The organism is Deltaproteobacteria bacterium (assembly GCA_016178705.1).
In the GTDB taxonomy this organism is placed as follows: domain Bacteria; phylum Desulfobacterota; class Binatia; order HRBIN30; family JACQVA1; genus JACOST01.
The window spans coordinates 40,934-59,700 of sequence record JACOST010000031.1 but is presented as its reverse complement, the minus strand read 5'-3'; the positions used below and the strand labels follow the sequence as shown (position 1 = coordinate 59,700).

Below are 18,767 nucleotides of genomic sequence, written 5' to 3'. Positions count from 1 at the left end.
CGCATGTACTTCGTGACGACGAAGCATCCGGCCTACGTGCTCTTCGCGATGACGCCGAGCGAGCGCGCGGCGGTGGGCCTGACCGACAAACAGGTCGTCCACTTGCTCGTGCGCACCGCTGATGGCGAGTGGCGCATCCGCCATCAATGGGAGGCCGCGCGCTATTCGCATACCGAGTTCATGGCCGCGCTGCACTATCGCGACGAGCCGGCCGACCCGGAACGCTTGCTCGATCTCCTTCCCACCGAATTGCGCTGAACGCCCGGCGCCGTTGGCGCTGGCGTGGGTTCGTGCTACAGCCACCGCGCGCGTGAGGAGCCACAACCATGGCGGAGCAAGCACTCAGCGGCGTGCGAGTCATCGAGTACGGCGAGATGGTCGCGGCGCCATACGCGACCAAGTTGCTGGCGGATCTTGGCGCCGACGTCATCAAAGTCGAACCGCTGGGCGGCGATCCGGCACGCCGCCATGGCCCATTCCCGGGCGGCAAGCCGGATCCCGATGCCAGCGGCTTGTTCATTTATCTCAACAGCAACAAGCGCAGCATCACGCTCGATCTCCACAGCGCCCGCGGACAAGATGTGTTTGCGGCGCTAGTCGCCGACGCGGACGTCTTGGTGCACAACGCGCCGCCCGCTCAGATGGCCGGGCTGGGCATCGATTACCGAGCGCTGTCGCAACGCAACCCACGCTTGGTGATGACCTCGGTGACGCCGTTCGGGCTGACGGGCCCGCACTGCGACTACGCCACAACCGATTTGATCTTGTGGAACGCCGGTGGCGTCGCCTATCTCAACGGCGGCGGGCCGGGTAGCGGAGCCATGCCGCCGCTCAAGACGTTCGGCGAGCAGGCAGGCTTTCAAGGCGGTGTGAACGCCGCCATTGCCACACTCGGCGCGTTGTACGCAGCGGCGCGTGACCAGCAAGGCCAACATGTGGTCGTCTCGATCCAGGAATCCATCGCCGCCATCCTCGAACTCACTTTCGAGTATTGGCCGTACATGGGTCTGGTGGCCTCGCGCCTCGGTGTCAAGCCTATCCAGCCACTCGATTTCATGGAGTGCCGCGATGGTTGGATTTTTCTCTGCTGCATCGAGGAACATCAGTGGCGCGGCTTCGTCGAGCTGATGGGCACTCCCGAGTGGGCTAGTATGGAGTTGTTCGACAACCGCCTCACCCGCGCCCAAAACTGGGATGCATTGAAACTGCTGTTGCAGGACTGGGTGTCGCAGCAGAGCGTCACCGAACTCTACCGCGCCGCGCAGGCGCGCCGTATTCCATTCGCGCCGGTCTCGACGATGGGTGATCTCCTGCATTCCGAGCACCTCAAGACGCGTGGTTTCTTCGCCACCGTGGCACAACCGGGCGTCGGCGCCGTCACCCTACCCGGAGCACCGTTTCATTTTTCGCAAACCCCGTGGCGTCTGGTCACGCCCGCGCCGCGACTCGGTGAGCACACGACCGACGTGCTGACGCGGCAGCTCGGCATTGCGGCTGCGCAGGTCGACGACTTGCGTCAACGAGGCGTCGTGTAGGAGAGGCCCATGTCTACCACTGCTCCACTCGAAGGCATCCGCGTCGCCGACTTCACGTGGGTGTGGGCCGGTCCGTACTGCACGCTACAGCTCGCGCATCTAGGCGCGGAAGTGATTCGCGTCGAAACCGCGACGCGCATCTGCGTCACGCGACTGCTGCCGCCCTGGGCCGACGGGGAATTTGGCTTCAATCGCAGCGGGTACTTCAATCAATACAACCAAGGCAAGCGCAGTCTCGCCCTGGATCTGAAACAACCGCACGCCATCGACATCGCCAAGGAGCTGATCGCCAAATGCGACATAGTGTGCGAGAACTTTGCGGCCGGCGTGATGGATCGTATGGGCCTCGGCTACGAGGTGCTGCGCCAGATCAAATCGGACATCATCATGATCGCATTGTCGGGCTACGGCGCCACTGGACCCGAGAGTCACTACGTTTCCTACGGGCCGGCGCAGGTTCCGCTGTCCGGTCTCTCGTCGGTGACGGGTTACCGCGACTGGCCGCCGATGCATGTGGGTATCTCCTACGGCGATCCAAACGGGGGACTGCACGGGGCGGTTGCAGTGCTGGCAGCGTTGCACCATCGCGCCCGCACCGGGCGCGGGCAGTACATCGACCTCTCGCAGCAAGAGACCACCATCGCGGTGCTCGCCGAAGCGGTCATGGAGTACACGATGAACGGCGCGCAGCCACCGCGCGACGGCAATCGCGTGCCCCAGATGGCGCCGCACGGGGTCTTCCGCTGCCGTGGCGATGAGCGCTGGGTGGCCATCGCCGTGCGGCACGACGACGACTGGCGCCGGTTCGCTGATCTCACCGGCCTACCGGCGCTCGCTACCGATGCGCGCTTTGCTACGTTGGCCGCGCGCAAGCAGAACGAGGATGCGCTCGAAGCCATCGTCGGAACCTGGACCGAGACACGCGGCCCGGAAGAAGCAACCCGCGAGCTGCAGACGGCGGGCATTCCCGCTTTCACGTCGATGAGCAATCGCGACCTCTCCGAGGACCCCCATCTGAACGAGGCCGGGTTCTTCGTATCGTTGCCGCACCCCGAAGTCGGCATACGACAACACGCAGGAATCCCATGGCGCCTGTCGCGCACGCCAACCGCAGTCCGACGGGCGGCACCATGCCTCGGTCAAGACACCGACTATGTGATGGGCGAGATCCTCGGCTACTCCGCCGATGCCATCCAGCGGCTCAAGGAAGAAAACGTTCTCAACTGAAGAGTTTCGGTGGACTAACCGTTGCCGGCGTGGAATCTTGATGGCGTGATCGAGCGCGCCGCCAACCCGTATCTTTACCAGCTGTTTGCGTTGAACATCGTGTTGCAGATGTTCGACGGCATCGCTACCTACAGCGGCCTCAATCTTGGCTGCACAGAGGCCAACCCGCTCCTCCGTCACGCTTTCGCAGTGCTCGGAGTTGGTCCGACCTTGCTGCTCTTCAAGGCGAAGGCGTGCGCGCTCCTGCTGTTGTTACACCGCAACGTCCCGATGCCGCTGAACCAGTACGTGATGCGCGGCTTGGCCGCAGTCTACTGCGTGTTCTCCCTCGGCCCGTGGCTGGCGAAGTTCCTCGCTGTGGTCAGCGGCATGATCTGAGCACCACCGCTCAAACCGTCGCCCACCCGCCTTCCGACGCGCCGTCGTGCGACAGGGTCGAGCGTGTCAGTCGCGCGCCGCCACGCGTGTCGTTCAAGCCCACCCCTCCGATAGGAAGCAATATCCGAAACGTCGACCCTTCGCCGACGCGGCTGTTCGCTTCCAACGTGCCGCCAAGTACGCTGATCATGGCGCGCGCCAGCGCGAGGCCGAGTCCGACGCCGCCGAAGCGGCGCGTACTCGATCCATCGATCTGGCGAAAGTCGTCGAAGATGATGTGCAGATCTGCCGGGGAGATGCCGATCCCCGTGTCGCTGATGCTAATGCTGATGTGGTCTTCCCCGCGGCGGGCGACGACCAGACGCACCCGGCCTTCCTCGGTAAACTTGGCGGCGTTGCTCAGCACGCTGCGCAACACTTGGCGAAGCTTCAGATAGTCGGTCACGATCGTCGGCGGGTCGGCGGGCAGATCCACCTGCACGTCGATGGGGCGGCCGGTGAGCAAGTCCTTCACGTACGCCGCCATCTCGCCGACCAGTCCTTCGATCGGCATCGGCGCCATCATCGGCTGCGTGTGTCCGGCGCGCAGACTGGCAAAGCCCAACATCTCCTCCAAGAGATCGTGCAGTCGTTGCGCATTGACGCGAACCCGGCTGATGCCTTCCGCAATCATCGGATCGGCCGCCGGGTCAATCGCGCCCTCGACGAGATCGCTGTAGCCGATGATCGCGTGCAGCGGCGTTCGCAGCTCGTGCGACAGCGTAGCGAGAAATTCCTCCTTCAATCGCGACGCGACGCGCGCCACCTCCACCTGCCGCGCCGTGTAGAGCGCGCTTGCCACGGCGTGAATGACCAGCGCACACATCGTGCGCTCGGTGTCGCTCACCGCGCCGCCCTCGCATCGCACGGTCACTACGCCAAACCGCTCACCGTAGGCTTCGATCGACAGCGCCAGAGCGCCCGGCTCATCCTCGAGTGCCGCGCCGTTGAGACGCACCGAACAACGCAGGTGAGGAAACGCCGACTCGATGAACGTGCGAATACCTGTAGTACATTCACTCGTGATGGCCGCGCCCTCAGTCGTCCCAGCGACTTGTAGCAGCAGCCGCAGGTGTTCGCGTTCACGCTCGGCCTGTTCGCGCCGCCGCCGCTCCACTTTGAGTTCATCGGTGAGAAACGCGTAGAAAATCGCCACCACGAAGAAAAACGGTAGCCGCAGCCAGTGCGACGCGTCGAGCGGGCCAGCTGTGCTGAGCCACAGCCAATACCCATACAGACCGCTGATCAGAGTGGCGCCGACGGCGATCTGGGCCAGGCTCTCGGCTGCGGTGGTGAGAAAGATCGTGAAGAAATAGACGATCAGGAACTCCTGCGAGAACCCCACCGTCTGATACAGCCCGAGCAGCACCAGCGCCGTGTCGCCGAGCAGCAGCACCGCGGCAAACTGCGGCGCGTCGAAGACGACGCGCGGACACCACGCGAGCGCGGCGTTCGAAAGGACCAGCGCCGCCACATATCCCACATTGCTCAGCGACAGCGCGTGGCCGCCGAAGAGGACCAGGTACGAGGTCGTGAAAATCACGACCGAACGCAGCAGTATAACTGTTCGCTTCTTGTCGAGGTGCGCAGTCGAGGCGATGCGCATACGTTGTGACATGAGGTCCGGCACTGCTCCTGCCCACGCGGCTTATCCTGGCAATGGAGCAGCAACGCAAGTGCCACCGCGTGCGCGCAGGACGCGCGACGGCCACCTAAGATCAAACACGGACCGCAGCCGTGCGATCCGGTCACTCGCTGCAAAGATGACGTTGTGGCGACGCGAACGTTCAGGCGACGGCAGTCGCCTTCTCCGGCTTGCGCCGCCGACGGGGTACGAACGGCAGGATCTTGTGCCGGCGCGCCGCGCGCAATCGCACGCGCGCAACCCGCGCAAACCCGGCATCAGGTCGCGCCAAGAATGTCTCCTTCCATCGTAGAAGGCCGCCGCGCAGATACTCGGGATTCAAATCCAGCGTCTGGCAGATGGTCTCGAAGGAAAACGCCCACGTGGAATCTTGATCGAGCAGCCACTCCTCGGCCTCCTTGAACAGCCGCTCGCGCCGCCCCTTGTCTGCGCCCGAGTACTTCTGAAAGCACGAGATCGCGTCCTCCAGAACAGCCAGCATCAGCCGCTTCTCGCCTTCATACGGACTGTGGCCTCGCAACAGATCCAGATACTGCGAGGGCATAAGCACTTCGGGCTCTGCCAGCTTCGGGATTGACCGTTCGGCTGACGTTGCGGGCCCGGACCAGTTTTCGGCGGCGGCGGCTGCTTCCATCGTAGGCTCCCTCTTCCCTCAGCAATCTCTGGAAGGACGTTCTGACGGGCAGCAGGATACGTGCCGCCTGGACCGCCTGCATCGTCTAGCAACCTGTATCAACCGGAGCGCAACCTCGGCGACCGGATCGTCGCGGAACAAGACCGCGACGCCGTCTCAAAACGACACGCGCGTTAGTTGTTGCCCAAAATCACGACGCAGGAGACCGCGCCCGGGCCGCCGACGTTGTGCGCCAAGCCGAGTTCGGGTGCGCGAACCTGCCGCTCACCACACTGCCCGCGCAATTGTTCGACGCACTCGTAGATCATGCGGACCCCGCTCGCTCCGATCGGGTGGCCGAAGGATTTCAGGCCACCGCTGGGGTTGATCGGGATATCTCCATCGAGCCGCGTACGCCCTTCGTCCACCAAACGACCACCTTCGCCTTTTTTGCAAAAGCCGAGATCCTCTGTGTTGGAAATCTCGGTCCACGTAAAGCAGTCGTGAACCTCGGCAAAATCTATATCCGACGCTTCGATACCGGCCATCTTGTATGCCTGCTGCGCGGCCATCTGCGTCGAACGAAAACCGAGATAGTCGAAGGTAGGATCGAAATACGGCCGCCCGGTCGTCACCGCCAAGCCGTAGCCCTTCACCAGAATGAAGTCGTCGCGGAATCGCTTCGCCAAATCAGCCCGACAGAGGATCGCGGCCGCCGCACCATCGGTGGTCGGGCAACAGTCGAACAAGCCGAAGGGTGACGCGATCATCGGAGCCTTCAATACCTGTTCTTCCGTCACTTCCATCTGCAGGTGCGCTTTCGGATTGCGCGCCCCATTGAAATGATTCTTCACCGCAACCTTGGCGAGGGTCTCCCGTCCCATCCCGAAGGTATGCATGTAGCGATTGGCCGCTAACGCAAACAATCCCGGCGCCGAGTTCCCCTTCGCCAGCAACGGATGACCCAGACGAGGCAGCCCGCGCCCACCGCGATCCTTCAGCTTCTCCGCGCCCAGGACCAACACGATGTCGGCGGCGCCGGATTCGATCGCCAAGCAGCCGTTGCGAAAGGCGTCGGTGCCGGTGGCGCAGTAGTTCTCGACGCGCGTGATCGGCCGATCGTAGAGCCGCAACGCATCCCCCAACGACACGGCCGCTTTGCCGCCGTTTGGCCCGGGCAAGTACGTGCCGAGATAGGACGCGTTGATCTCTTGCGGGTCGATCTTGGCGTCGTCATACGCCGCGAACGCGGCATCGCAGATGAGATCTTCGTAACTCTTGTCGAACAGGTCTCCAAACTTCGTACAGCCGACGCCGACGACCGCCACTCGATCCTTCATGCGTCACCTCGCACGCGCACCGGGCGCGCCTTCCAGAAGTAATTGTGATTGCCGCCGCCTTCATGCAGCCGCCGGAACGTCAACGTCACGCGCGTGCCGACCTGCACCGCATCGGCGGCCACATCGGTGGTTTGAAGATAAATGCGCCCGCCGCCGTCGAGGTCGATCACCGACATGATGAGTGGGTGCTCGATGTTGGCGATCAGATGATCCACCGTAAATGTGAACACGCCGCCACGACGAGCGAGGCGATGGTCCTCCAACTCGCGTCCTCGGCACTTGAGGCAGACGCGCGCGATGGGAAACTGCACCATGCCGCACGAGCGACAGCGGCTGCCGTAGAGCCGCACGTCCTGCTTCAACTCTTTGAACTCGAGCACGTTGGCGATGGCTTCCGTCGGCTCGTCTCCCTCGACAATGCGGCGGAACTTGAGATACCGCTCGTACGATGCCAGCGGGACACCGGCATCGATCCATTCGCGCAAGCGACTCGCCGGCTGGGCCTGCGCGATCGCATCGGTCACCCGGAACAACAGCGCGTCGGCACCTTCACCAAAGCTGCCGACGATCACCCAATCGCCCGGCTTCGCGCCTTCGAGCACCGCTGCAAGTTGTAGAAATGCCTCCGCGCTTCCGGCGCATCCAATCGTCGGTACCAGCGACGGCGTTAGCTGCGTCTTGGGATCGAAACCCATCGACTTGGCGAGATCGCTGGCGGCGCGAGCGTCCGGCGAGTACAGCGCGAGCTTGCTGATGTCCTTCGGGCTGAGTCGATTCCGTTCGAGGAGCGCACCGATCGCTTCGCTGAGATCACGCGCGTAACCGAACTGACTGGAGAACCGCCCAGGCTGCGCTTGCACGTAACGATCGCTGTCGATGCGCCACAGATAGGTGAACTCCTCCGCGATCGACTCGGCATCGATGAATTCGGCGGCAACCTGCTCTGTGCCTACACGGACTGCCGCCGCCGCGTCACCCAGCAGCCCTTCCAGCTCCGATTCCGGGCTGCCGACACGCACATCGGCCGCAGCCACCACCGCATCATCAGCCGCGCCGGCCTGCGCCGCACGCAGCGCCGCGATCAACGCCGCGGTGCCCGCACGCGCCGAGCCGCTGTAGTCGGCCGTAAACAGTCGACGCGGTAAATCGCAGGCCGTGGCGATCACCGCTGCGATCTGCTTCTCCCAGTACGGTGCACTGGCACTCGCGAAGTACAGCCCGCGCACCGAGCCGCCATTTTCGCCGAGCAGCGCGCGCACCGCCTCGGTCGCCATCGTCAGCGCATCTTCGTCGTAGTTCGCCACCGCCCGAGTGCCCGCCAACTGCGCGGTACCCCAAGCTTGGTTGATCAGGCGACGGTCGAGCCGCAGCCTCGGCACATAGGTACTCCATCCGGTGATCCCAACGATGCCGGTGCCGGCGATCCCAACCATGCGCGTGTCCTAGCCAGCAGCCGGAACGTTTGCAATCGCACTACCGTCGCCGCCGCAGCGCCAGGAACAGCGGCAACGCGAAGCACCACAGCGCATCGGCAGGTGAAAGCGCGCCGCCGGAGACGGTACAGCCCGAGCCGCTCAAGGCAAAGCCGCCCGCCGGCGTCTCCGTAGGCGTGAAGGTCAGCGTCGGCGTGTTCGTACGCCTAGGCGTGTCAGTCGCTGTTCCCGTGAAACTCGGGGTCGGCGTGTTCGTCGGCGTCATAGTCGGCGGCAATGTCCCGGTCACCGTAAACGTCGGCCGTGAGGTGAACGTCGGGGTCGCCGGCGTGCCGGTAAACGTGGCCGTCGGCGTCACTGTCGGCGTGTCGGTCAGCGATGGCGTTGCGGTCACAGTGATCGTCGGGGTCGGCGTTATCGTCGCCGTCTCTGTTGGCCCGGGACAGTTGCAGGACGCCGCACAAGCGGCGCTCATCGCGATCTGCACGCAGCCAAGATCCCAGCCGTTGTTGCGGCAAAAGCCATCGGGGTCGATGCCGGCGACGCATTGCTCGCACGTGGCGTTCTCACACCCCGGTGACTCGTCGTGCCGCACGCAGCAATCGCGATTCGGGGTTGCGGTCGGCGATGGCAGTGGGTTCGTGGGCGTCGCCGTGTTGGTCGGCGTCGCGGGCGGGTTGCTGCTCAGCAGCACAGTGATGGTGCCCGCGGTGTTCGCCGACAAAATGTCGAGCCGGCCATCGCCATCCACATCGGCGAGAGCCAGCGCGCTGCTACCGGCACCGACCGCGTAATCAGCGGGCGCGGCGAGCTTCCCCGTACCCAGTCCAGCAAACAGACTGGCCACCGCACCGCCAGACGCCGCGACATCAAGCCGGCCGTCGCGGTTTAGGTCGCCGACGGCGATCGCCGCCAACGACCGTGTCGGTGCGTGCTCGTCCTCCACTTTGTTGTACCTGCCATCGATCTGGCGAAGGAACACCGCCAGCGACGGACTGCCCCCCGCACTGGCCACGGCAAAATCTGGGAAGCCGTCTTGATTGAAGTTGCCGACACCAATTCCCTTCGGCGCTTGCGGCACCGCGACTTGCTGGTCGATGCTGAACTGACGCGGCACTTCGCTCTGAAGCAGGATCACCACGCGGTTTCCGGTACTGTCGAGCGCGACCAGATCCATTCGGCCATCTCGATTCATGTCGTCGATCGCTACCGTATCGATCGGCCCGTCCGCGTTGACGGTGACCAGCGAGTCGAAGCCGCCACTGGCGCGTCCGAACAGCAGTTGCACGCTGCCGCCGAAGCCGTCGGCGACGGCGATGTCCTGCGTGCCATCGCCATCGATGTCCGCCACTGCCAATCCCTTCGGCACTGCGCCGGCGGCGATCGGGCTGCCGGCGGTAAAGTTCCCCATTCCGTCGTTGGTGAGCACGACCACGCCAGCCGACTCGGCCACCGCGAGATCAAGGATAGCGTTGCCGTCGAAGTCTCCGACGGCGATGCCGACCGGGGCCGCGCCGGACGCAAGCGCGACGGCGGACGATTGCACCGCGGCGTTGCAGTTGCCGACAGCGAAGATGTTACGGTTGCCGAGAAACACCAAGACCCGACTGCCGCTATTGTCGATCGCCGCGATATCCTCGCTGCCATCGCGGTTGAAGTCGTCGCTGACGATTCCGGTCAACTGGCCAGAAGCCGCAATCTCGCACCGCCCGTAGTTACTCAGTTGCTGTCCGTGCGCGCTTCCCGCCAGCAGCAACGTGAGCGCAGCGGTGAACCGGACCGCCAGTCTCACCGCTGTCTTCACAACGCGCCTCGCTGGCCGCGCGTGCCGCGCCGCCGTATCAGCCAGGCCATACCGAGCGCGGCCAGCGCACTCCAATCGTGCGGCGACGAGGTTGCGGCGATCGCGCAACTGCCGCCCTGAATGCCGAACGGCCGCAACGACGTGGGGGTGAACGTCGGCGTTCCTGTGAGGGTGCGCGTCGGCCGTGTCGTCGGACCAGTGGTGCCCGGGGTGAAGGTCGCCGTCGCCAACCCAGTGATCGTTGGCGTGCCCGAAATCGTTGGCGTGGGCGTGATCGTGGGTGTCAACGTGATCGTCGGTGTTGGCGTGAAGAGCGGACGACTGCTGCGCAGAATCGTAATCGACTGATCGGCGCTATTCGCCGTGGCGACATCGGGAATACCGTCGTCGTCGAAGTCATTAGCGACGACGCTCACCGGTCCCGCTCCAACGGTGAACGGATCCAGTGCCGCCGGTAGTTGGCCATTGTTATTGTAGAAGAACGATAGGCTCCCGTCGGCGGTGTTGGCCGTCACCAGGTCGACCTGTCCATCGCGGTTGAAATCGCTGTCGGCCAGCGCCCGCGGATCATTGCGGGTGAACGAGCGCGAGAGCTCGCTGTAAGTCAGCACGCCGCTGTGTAGCTGGCCGCCGATGAGCACCAGCTGGCCGTCGGCCAACGTGATGCCGAAGTCGAGTACCCCATTGCGATCGAAATCGTCGCAGCTGATCGCCGTCGAATCGCCAGTCAGCGGAATCGCCGACAGGGTCTGGAAGTGGACCACGCTACTGCCAGACGGTGTCGGCGGCGCGGTTTGCAGCAGCACGACCACGTCGCGCACAGTGCTGAGCACCGCAAGGTCGGGACGTCCATCGTTGTTCAAATCGCGAACCACCAGCCCCTCGGCGAAGCGGCCAACCTCGACGGTGTTCTTCGTATAGCTGCCATCGCTCTGCCCGTAGAAGATCACCACCTGCGATGCGCCCTTCAATGCGACCACGATATCCAATCGCCCGTTGCGATCCACATCGCTGAGCGCGACCGCGACCGGTTGGGCACCTGCGGCCATCGACGGTTTGATCTCGAAAGTGCCGTCGTGGTTGTTCTGCAGGATAACGATGCTGTCGCCAACTGCGACCGCAACATCGGGAGCGCCGTCGACGCTGAGGTCGCCGACAGCCAGCGCGCTCGGTGTACCGCCAACGTCGTAGGCTTGGTCGCCTAGCGGACTGTCGAGCGTGAAGCCCGGCGGGCACTCCGTTGGCGGCAACTCCGGCGCGCGCAGCCGCTGCGCATTGACGAGCATGATGCGTACGCGCCCCTTCTGCGTGCCGTCGACTGTCTCCGTGTCCGCGACCGCCAAATCCGGGGTGCCGTCGAGATCGAAGTCGCCGCTGGCGATGGCGAACAGGTCGCCGTACTTCGCCCCGTCGTTGAAGGTACACATGCTATACGGCGCGGTTGGAATCAGCGTCGGCGTCCCCGTTGGCGTCGGTGGACGGGTTGGGGTCGGCGTCGGCGTGGGAGCCAAGCTCGCGGTGATCGACATCGCCGTAGTCGGTGCCTCTGTCGGCGTGGGATCGTTGCTGCGGTTCATGGTCACGAAAAGGCGATCGCCGGACTCCGTGTCGTTCACCAGCACCACGATGTCGGGCAAGCCGTTGTTGTCGAGATCGCCAAGCGCGAGCTGAGCTTGGCCATTACCGGGAATGATATCGTTGCTCGCTTGTTGCAGGTCGCCGAAGGTCCCGTCACCGTTGCCAAGGTTGATCCCTAACGTCGAGTCCGTACTGGTGGTCACGATGCTATCCAAGATACCGTCGCCATCAACGTCCGCGATCGCGATGTCATTGGGCGACTTCTGTGGATTGTCGAAGAACTGCTTACTCTGGAAGATACCGTTGCGTTGTCCGAGCAAAATCGCCACCCCTTGCTGGACGTCAGCCGCCGTGTTGGCGACGAGCAAATCGGGCGAGGAATTCGGATCGAGCAAACCGACTGCGACTGCGCCAGCTCCGCCGCCGCCGCCGGCGGCCGAGCCCTCGGTCGAATAAAAGCGCGACGTCCCAAAGGTGCCGTCACCCGCGCTGGTCGCCAGAAGCACGCTGACGCCATTCGAAATTTCGTCGGCTACTACGAGGTCCTGATTCCCATCGCCGTTGAAATCCCCAACCGCAATGGCAGCCGCCCCACTCGCATTGGTCTGCAACGTCGGCATCGCAAACGGCTCGAAGGTTCCGTCACCTAGCCCGCGCAGAAGATACACCGTTTCGTCTGTACTCAACACGGCCAGATCGATGTCGTCACCGCGATCGATCTTAGTAGCCACCAGCGCCAGTGGCCCGATGCTGCCACCGAGGCCGAAGAACGTCGGCCCGGTGAATCCACCGTTGCCGTCATTCAGCAACACCGCCACGACGTCGTCGTCAGTGACCGCCGCGATATCTATCTTGCCGTCGCCGTCGAAGTCAGCGGTCGCCACTGCATTGGCACCCGATCCGCCGGTAGAGAAGGGCCCTGCGGCCCTAAACTGCCCGGTGCCATCGCCGAAATAGACGATGACGCCTTCGCTGTGGACGACGACGACATCGAGAAAGATGTCACTGTTGAGCTTCGCGATCGCCAGCGCTGGATGGCCGAGCGGGAGTGGCAGCTCAAGTTGCTGGAACGGACGGGCCTGTTGAAAGCGCAGCGGCCCGGCGGCCACCACTGTCGGCACGATCGCCGTGATCAGCAACGCGGCCAACAGCGTGACGCACGATTGGGAGACTGCTCTGCGTATTTTCAACCTGGCACCGTCCTCAGCTCGAACGGCCGCCTACTCTTCCCGTCACCGTCGCCTTTGTCAACGTTTAGTCTGCGATCGATGTGCCGAGCCGGTGAGGACTCACGCCGCTGCGCGATTGCGCAGCGCGCTCTCGAGCATCAGGATCGCGTCGCCCAGGGCCGGATCGGCCGCGCGTCGTTGCTCGACCACTCGCACCGCGTGCATCACCGTCGAGTGATCGCGTCCACCGAACTTCTCGGCGATGGCGGGAAACGACGCGTCGGCCACCACGCGGCACAGATACATTGCCACTTGGCGTGCGTGCGCCAAGCTGCGCTCGCGCCGGTGCGACTTGAGATCGGCGAGCGAGACATTGAAGTGCTGGCCGACCGCCTCCTGCACCGCTTCGATCGACGCTGGGGTCGGGCGCTCGGCGAACGGGCGGCTGGCTTGCTGCGCCAGTTCGGCCGAGATCGGCAACCCGCGCAACGTCGCCGTTGCGATCAGACGATTGAGCGCCCCTTCGAGTTCACGCACGCTGGGGCCACCGGTACGAGCCAGCACCCAGGCTACCTCATCGGGCAGTGCGCAGAACAAGGCGGCGGCCTTCTGCTGCAGGATCGCCACGCGCATCGCCAGGGTCGGCGGGTGGACATCGGCGATCAATCCGCCTTCGAACCGACTCTTCAAGCGTTGTTCCAGCCCAGCGATGGCCGCCGGCGGTTTATCCGACGTGAGGACGATCTGCTTACCGTTGCCGTAGAGCGTGTTGAAGGTGTGGAAGAACTCCTCCTGCGTGCGCTCCTTGCCGGCGAGGAACTGGACGTCGTCGAGGATCAACGCGTCGACATGGCGGAAGCGATCGCGGAACTGCGCCATCTGATCTTGGCGCAACGAGGTGATGAGCGAGTTCATGAACGATTCCGCCGATAGACACGCCAAACGCTGCCGCGGATTGTGCACCAACATCTCGTGCGCCAGCGCGTTGGCGAGATGGGTCTTGCCCAAGCCGACGCCGCCATGGAGGAACAGCGGATTGAAGCGCCGCCCCGGTTGTTCGGCGACGGAGACCGCCGCCTGGTAGGCGACCTGGTTGGCATCGCCGACCACGAACGTCTTGAAGGTGTAGTGCGCAACCAGCTGGCCGATCTTCGGCACGCGCGCCGCGGTGGTCGCCCGTTCGCGTCGCGCTGGCAGCGGTGGCAGCGCCGGAGGGACCGGGGCCGCCCAGGTACTGCTGACCACGGCGCGCACCGCGCGCGCGTCACCCGCAACGGCTGCGAGCGTGTTGCGGATCGTAGCGAGGAAGTGCCGCGTGATCCATTCCTGAAAAAAACGATTCGGCACTTCGAGGCACACGCCCTCGCGATCGCTGGTACAGCGGATCGGTTCGATCCATGTCACAAAATTTCGTTCGCCCACCTGTTGCCGCAGCAGCGGCAACGCTGCCGACCACAGTTCCTCCATGCGTGCCCATCCCCCCTGCGTCGGTCATGTTTAAAGCTTGTCGGTGCGCGCGCGGGTTATCCCCAGCTGGGGACAACGCAGTAAGTCACCGCCGCCGCACTAAGTTCCGCCACCTCTCCACAACCCCGTACACAGTTCGCCCCCAACACAACTGCCCTTCCTTCCTCACCAGGAAGGCAGCGCGCGACACCGACAAGAGTCATTTCGCTCGCAAAACTTTCAGAACGCGTTACGAAGAGGCGCCCGTATTAATCCCGGATGAAAATGAAGTCAAGAAATTTTTCCTGCGCGCGAAAGTTTTTTTCGCGTGCCGCGCATCACTGCACGCAGACACTCGCGCGCCGCGCGCGGCACGCCGATTTCAGTCGCCTCAGCGCGCGTTCTTCGCTATAGCGTGTGCACGTCATGCGCACTTTCGCGCGCACCATCGCGCTGATCATTGTTGCCGCACTTCTGAGCGCACCTCTGCTCGCTCATCGCGCACTCGCCACGCCGCCACCCATCGTGTTCGGACCGCGACGCAGCTACGTCGTCAGCGGCGCACCGATCGCCACGATCGGCTTGAGCGCCGACCACTTCAACGACGACGCGGCGCTCGATCTGCTCACCATCAGTGGCGACGAGAGCGGCACGAACACGCTGAATTTCTTTTTCGGACGCGGCGATGGCTCCTTCAGCACGCAAGCTCCGCTGGCGCCACCCGACTTGCAGCTCGGCGACAGTGGCGGCGTGATCGAGATCACGGCACTGGCCGCTGCGCCACTCGCGCCCGGCGATGCGCTCGCCGACGTCGTACTCGTTGGCACGGGTTTGAGTGGCGTGAACATCTTTCCACTCGCGCAAGTGTACGAGAGCCCGGCGTTCACCCTGCGCGCAAACTTTCCCGCGCGCGCCACCTGTGGGGACGCCCACACACCGCCGCAACCGTGTTCCTACGACTCGCTCTTGCTCACCGACTTCGGTGGTGCGGTCGGCGGTCCCGACGACAGACTCGATCTCATCGCCGGCGACTCGATTACCGGCTACCTCAGCCTCTACAAACAAACGTCAACCGGGCGCTTGCTCTTGCTGCCTGCCTTCTTGGCCACTGGATCGACACCCAGCGACCCTGGAGCCGCCGAACCGGTTGCGATTGAAGCCGGGCGCTTCGACGCCGATGCGCTCCCCGACCTGGCTGTCGCTCTGGCCGGCGAAGATGCGATCGGCATTCACCTCAACAACGGCAACCCGACCCAGCTGCCGTTCGGTAACGGCATCCAGTTCCCTACCGGACCGGGACCGATCAACTTGCGCGCGGCCGACTTCGACGGCGACGGCAAACTCGATATCGTCGTGCTAACCTCCGACGGCTTGGTGTGCCTGCACCGCAATACCAGCACCGTCGCCGGCAGCGTGTCGTTCGCGCCGGTCACTTGCCTCCCCATGGTCAACGACCCCGTCTCGCTTGGTGGCGGCAATGGCCCGGCACTCACGCTCGGCGACTTCAATCACGACGGCCTTGTTGACATCGCTGCGCTGGATGCGCCGCCGAACCAGCCGGGCCATGTTGCGGTGCGTCTCGGCAATGGCGACGGCACCTTCAGCCCGGTCGTGCTGAGCCCAGCGCTCGCCAACGACCCGAACGCGCTGGCCGCTGGCGACCTCAACAGCGATGGCTTCAGCGACCTGGCCGTCGTCGACACCGACCCCGTCACCGGCGGCGCATCACTTTCCGTCATCCTGACCAACGGCATCGCGCCCGCGTTCACGCCGACGCCGACGCCGACGACCACCGGCACACCCACGCGCACCGGCACCCCGACCCGGACACCGACACCGACACGCACGCCGACAAGGACTGGAACGCCGACGAAAACCGGAACCCCGACCAAGACCGGCACAGCGACCCGCACCGTACCGACAGCCACTCCGACCGCCACCCGTACCCCGACCCCCACCAATACGCCTTCGGCAACGCCCCGCCCCGCCCGCGGCGACGCCAACTGCGACGGTCTCGTCAATGCGAACGACTTGCCAATCTTGCTCGATCGCCTATTCGACCCGCGCGTCGCACCGCAATGCGACGGAGCCGATGCGAACGATGACGGCAGCTTCACCGCGCCCGACGTTTCGAAGTTGCTCGAACTCTTGAGCGGACCCTAACCGACTTACGGCGACGCCGCGCTGGTTTGCACGGCCGCGCGCGCCAATCCGACGGCATACGCCATCAGCTGCGGCGGCAGCGCGCCCTTGATCAGCCGGCCATTGATGAACCACGTCGGCGTCGACTCGACGCCCGCCGCCGTGCCTGAGCGAATGTCCCGCACCACGCGCTCACGGGTGGCGGGATCTTTCATGCAGGTTTCGAATTGCTGCCGGTCGAGGCCGGCTTGCGCCGCATACGTCAGCAGGTTGGCGTCGCCGAGATGCTGCTGGTTGGCGAACAGAAGATCGTGATACGGCCAGAAATGTTGCTGCGCCGCCGCGCACTCGGCGGCAATAGCGGCTTGGCAGGCACTGCGGTGGAATTCGTTCGGAATACTCGGATTGCACGCGTGGTCGAGCGGAAAGTGGTGAAACACCACCCGCACCAGCCCATGATACCGCGGCAAGGTCTCGTGCAGACTCTGCGCCAGCACGGCGCAATGGCCACACTCGAAGTCCGAGTAAGCCACGATGGTGACCGGCGCATTCGCCGGCCCGAGATCCTGGCCCTCATCCGCGGAGATGTGCACGACCGGCTGCGCCTGATACCACTTGTAAAATTCCGGCTGACTCTGGGCGATCGCGCCCGAGTCCAACCCTTCGGCTCCGGGAGCGACGGCCTTCCATACGACCACGCCGACGACCAAGGCCACGGCGGTGGCTGCGGCAAACGCCAGCCAGCGCTCCTGTCGCTGCCGTTGCCGCTGACGCGCAGGCTCGACCCGCACGTCGATACTCGCCGTGCGGAGCTTCCACGTCGAGACCACCGTGCCCACCGCCACCACGTACAGCGCGCTGCACATCAAGCAGACCGCCCCAATGACGAACAGCGCCAGCACGGCCATGTATGCGGAAAACAGCAACCCGCAGCACGCCAAGATAAAAGCCATGTGGGCCGCGTGCCGACCCGTGCGCACCGCGGCCCCGCTCGCCCCCACCCGCGTGCCGCGCCCGGCCACCATCGCCACCGCGGCGAGGCTCAGATAGTACAAGCCACCCCACACCGCCACCGGTACACCGAGCAACGTGGCGTAGGTGCTGGTAAGCACGACATCGCAGTTCACCACGGAATTGATGTTGCAAAAGCTGCCGAAGGTCACGTCGCTCGCCAGTTGACGGTGCAGCGCGTAGATCTCGGCGCTGACCGCAACGCCTGCCAACGCCAGCACTACCGTGGCGAGCGCAAAAGCCGGCGCGCGATTCGCGCGATTCGATGCTGGCATGGCGGCGGATTCTACGTGGTTCACCCGAGCTTGTCAGCCCCGCGCCGTCCTCCAGCGCCCGCTGTCGCCCGTTGAGCGCATCCGCCCTGCATGCTACTCGTGCGACCAATTTGATCGGCCGCCGCCCGAGCCGGCCTCAATGCCATAGCCAGGAGTGTCATGCGTATGAAGAAGACCGTATCTCTGCACGTCGCCGCCCTCGTCGCTGGCGCGCTTTCAACCGTGCCGCTCGCGGGATGCAAGGCAAGCAAACCCTCTGCACCGCCGCCGGTGAGCGCCGCCGCGGACGACTCACACGTCGCGGGCACCACGCAGACCATCGGGGCGGTTCCCGATTTGCGCGGTACGTGGCTGTTGATCAGCCACCTCGAAATCGACGGCACCCCCTCCTCACGCATCAACAATCAATGGGGCGTCTATCGAATCACGGGCACCGATGCGGAGCCACAAGCCGCCAAGCTCAACGTGCCACTACCTGACGAGATCAAACCGATCGCCATTGTGGGCGAGCCCTGGCATCCGAGCGACGCGCAACTGCGCGCCTTCTCCATCGCGGCGGGCAAAGCCCCAGGACCTTCGAAGGACGCAGCGTTCGCCTTCCATCTCATCGCCCGCGACCACTATCCACCCGGCCACCAACAGGCGCTGGCGGGCGCGAACTCGCTCTTCCTTTTCGACATCCTCGTGCGATCCAAGAAGAACACCATCGGCGGCGCGACCTATTACACCGAGAAGGTGGAGCCAGGGTTTCTCAGCGGCCGCTTCACTGCCGGGAGCGTGACCGCAGCCTACGGGGCTCCGCTTGTCCTCGGCTTCGGCGGCGCGTTCAGCATGTATCGCTTGCCCGAGTAGAGCAGCGAAGCGCGCTCATCATCAAAGTCCGTTCAGCGGAACCGAGCGCCGCCGCAATCACGCCGCAGTGAACGTAGGGTGGGCATCGCCCACCGTCCTGTCCCTGTTCAGCTTGCCGACGCATCGAGGCGACGCCTGGTGGGCAGTGCCCACCCTACCAGCGCGACTGCGCTGAAGAAGGTCGTCGACCCTTCGCTTCGCCTGGGCGCACCGCCAGGAGGCGACGTCCCCGCAATGACGACGGCCGCCGTGCTCACGGCTCGGTTCAAACGGCGACACT

At 64.5% G+C, this 18,767-nt stretch carries 14 protein-coding genes; 6 read left to right on the top strand and 8 right to left on the bottom strand.

Going from position 1 to position 18,767, the window contains the following annotated elements; genetic code table 11:
- Positions 1–12: 12 nt before the first annotated feature.
- From HYR72_23400 to HYR72_23385, 4 genes are all read left to right on the top strand, one after another.
- Complete coding sequence (locus HYR72_23400; GenBank protein MBI1817935.1) at positions 13–258, top strand: hypothetical protein; 246 nt, start codon at positions 13–15, stop codon at positions 256–258.
- A 68-nt stretch (positions 259–326) separates the two neighbouring features.
- Positions 327–1,535, top strand: coding sequence for a CoA transferase (locus HYR72_23395; protein ID MBI1817934.1), 1,209 nt, complete (start codon positions 327–329; stop codon positions 1,533–1,535).
- Between the two features lie 9 nt (positions 1,536–1,544).
- The gene (locus tag HYR72_23390) at positions 1,545–2,762 is read left to right on the top strand and encodes a CoA transferase (protein ID MBI1817933.1); all 1,218 of its coding nucleotides are present in this window, start codon (positions 1,545–1,547) and stop codon (positions 2,760–2,762) included.
- A 21-nt stretch (positions 2,763–2,783) separates the two neighbouring features.
- Complete coding sequence (locus HYR72_23385) at positions 2,784–3,140, top strand: hypothetical protein (GenBank protein ID MBI1817932.1); 357 nt, start codon at positions 2,784–2,786, stop codon at positions 3,138–3,140.
- Positions 3,141–3,150: 10 nt separating this feature from the next.
- On the opposite strand, the gene HYR72_23380 is transcribed toward HYR72_23385, so the two are convergent.
- The 7 genes from HYR72_23380 to dnaA all read right to left on the bottom strand — a co-directional run bounded on the left by HYR72_23380 (position 3,151) and on the right by dnaA (position 14,228).
- A complete protein-coding gene (locus tag HYR72_23380) occupies positions 3,151–4,797 on the bottom strand; it encodes a HAMP domain-containing histidine kinase (protein ID MBI1817931.1) in 1,647 nt (548 codons plus the stop codon).
- 169 nt (positions 4,798–4,966) lie between these two features.
- The gene (locus tag HYR72_23375) at positions 4,967–5,458 is read right to left on the bottom strand and encodes a hypothetical protein (protein MBI1817930.1); all 492 of its coding nucleotides are present in this window, start codon (positions 5,456–5,458) and stop codon (positions 4,967–4,969) included.
- Positions 5,459–5,631: 173 nt separating this feature from the next.
- Positions 5,632–6,777: an acetyl-CoA acetyltransferase gene (locus tag HYR72_23370; protein ID MBI1817929.1), complete on the bottom strand. Its 1,146-nt coding sequence runs from the start codon at positions 6,775–6,777 to the stop codon at positions 5,632–5,634.
- Positions 6,774–8,210: an OB-fold domain-containing protein gene (locus tag HYR72_23365; protein MBI1817928.1), complete on the bottom strand. Its 1,437-nt coding sequence runs from the start codon at positions 8,208–8,210 to the stop codon at positions 6,774–6,776. Before HYR72_23365 ends, HYR72_23370 begins: the two co-directional genes overlap by 4 nt.
- A 40-nt stretch (positions 8,211–8,250) precedes the next feature.
- Positions 8,251–10,002 carry a VCBS repeat-containing protein gene (locus tag HYR72_23360; GenBank protein ID MBI1817927.1) on the bottom strand — a complete coding sequence of 584 codons (1,752 nt, stop codon included), beginning with the start codon at positions 10,000–10,002 and terminating at the stop codon, positions 8,251–8,253.
- Between the two features lie 8 nt (positions 10,003–10,010).
- A complete protein-coding gene (locus tag HYR72_23355) occupies positions 10,011–12,782 on the bottom strand; it encodes a VCBS repeat-containing protein (GenBank protein ID MBI1817926.1) in 2,772 nt (923 codons plus the stop codon).
- A 99-nt stretch (positions 12,783–12,881) separates the two neighbouring features.
- Positions 12,882–14,228 (bottom strand): chromosomal replication initiator protein DnaA, encoded by a 1,347-nt coding sequence (gene dnaA / locus HYR72_23350; GenBank protein ID MBI1817925.1) that lies wholly within the window; start codon positions 14,226–14,228, stop codon positions 12,882–12,884.
- Positions 14,229–14,633: 405 nt separating this feature from the next.
- Here dnaA and HYR72_23345 point away from each other — a divergent pair, with 405 nt between their 5' ends.
- The gene (locus tag HYR72_23345) at positions 14,634–16,370 is read left to right on the top strand and encodes a VCBS repeat-containing protein (protein ID MBI1817924.1); all 1,737 of its coding nucleotides are present in this window, start codon (positions 14,634–14,636) and stop codon (positions 16,368–16,370) included.
- A gap of 5 nt (positions 16,371–16,375) precedes the next feature.
- On the opposite strand, the gene HYR72_23340 is transcribed toward HYR72_23345, so the two are convergent.
- Positions 16,376–17,635: a thioredoxin domain-containing protein gene (locus tag HYR72_23340; protein MBI1817923.1), complete on the bottom strand. Its 1,260-nt coding sequence runs from the start codon at positions 17,633–17,635 to the stop codon at positions 16,376–16,378.
- A 165-nt stretch (positions 17,636–17,800) separates the two neighbouring features.
- Here HYR72_23340 and HYR72_23335 point away from each other — a divergent pair, with 165 nt between their 5' ends.
- Positions 17,801–18,487 carry a hypothetical protein gene (locus HYR72_23335; GenBank protein ID MBI1817922.1) on the top strand — a complete coding sequence of 229 codons (687 nt, stop codon included), beginning with the start codon at positions 17,801–17,803 and terminating at the stop codon, positions 18,485–18,487.
- The last annotated feature ends 280 nt before the right edge of the window (positions 18,488–18,767 follow it).

Bases quoted from the DNA above. Each gene is read 5' to 3' on its own strand.
- HYR72_23395 (MBI1817934.1), top strand. From the start codon at position 327: ATGGCGGAGCAAGCACTCAGCGGCGTGCGAGTCATCGAGTACGGCGAG.
- HYR72_23390 (MBI1817933.1), top strand. From the start codon at position 1,545: ATGTCTACCACTGCTCCACTCGAAGGCATCCGCGTCGCCGACTTCACG.
- HYR72_23380 (MBI1817931.1), bottom strand. From the start codon at position 4,797: ATGTCACAACGTATGCGCATCGCCTCGACTGCGCACCTCGACAAGAAG.
- HYR72_23375 (MBI1817930.1), bottom strand. From the start codon at position 5,458: ATGGAAGCAGCCGCCGCCGCCGAAAACTGGTCCGGGCCCGCAACGTCA.
- HYR72_23370 (MBI1817929.1), bottom strand. From the start codon at position 6,777: ATGAAGGATCGAGTGGCGGTCGTCGGCGTCGGCTGTACGAAGTTTGGA.
- HYR72_23365 (MBI1817928.1), bottom strand. From the start codon at position 8,210: ATGGTTGGGATCGCCGGCACCGGCATCGTTGGGATCACCGGATGGAGT.
- dnaA (MBI1817925.1), bottom strand. From the start codon at position 14,228: ATGGAGGAACTGTGGTCGGCAGCGTTGCCGCTGCTGCGGCAACAGGTG.
- HYR72_23345 (MBI1817924.1), top strand. From the start codon at position 14,634: ATGCGCACTTTCGCGCGCACCATCGCGCTGATCATTGTTGCCGCACTT.
- HYR72_23340 (MBI1817923.1), bottom strand. From the start codon at position 17,635: ATGCCAGCATCGAATCGCGCGAATCGCGCGCCGGCTTTTGCGCTCGCC.
- HYR72_23335 (MBI1817922.1), top strand. From the start codon at position 17,801: ATGAAGAAGACCGTATCTCTGCACGTCGCCGCCCTCGTCGCTGGCGCG.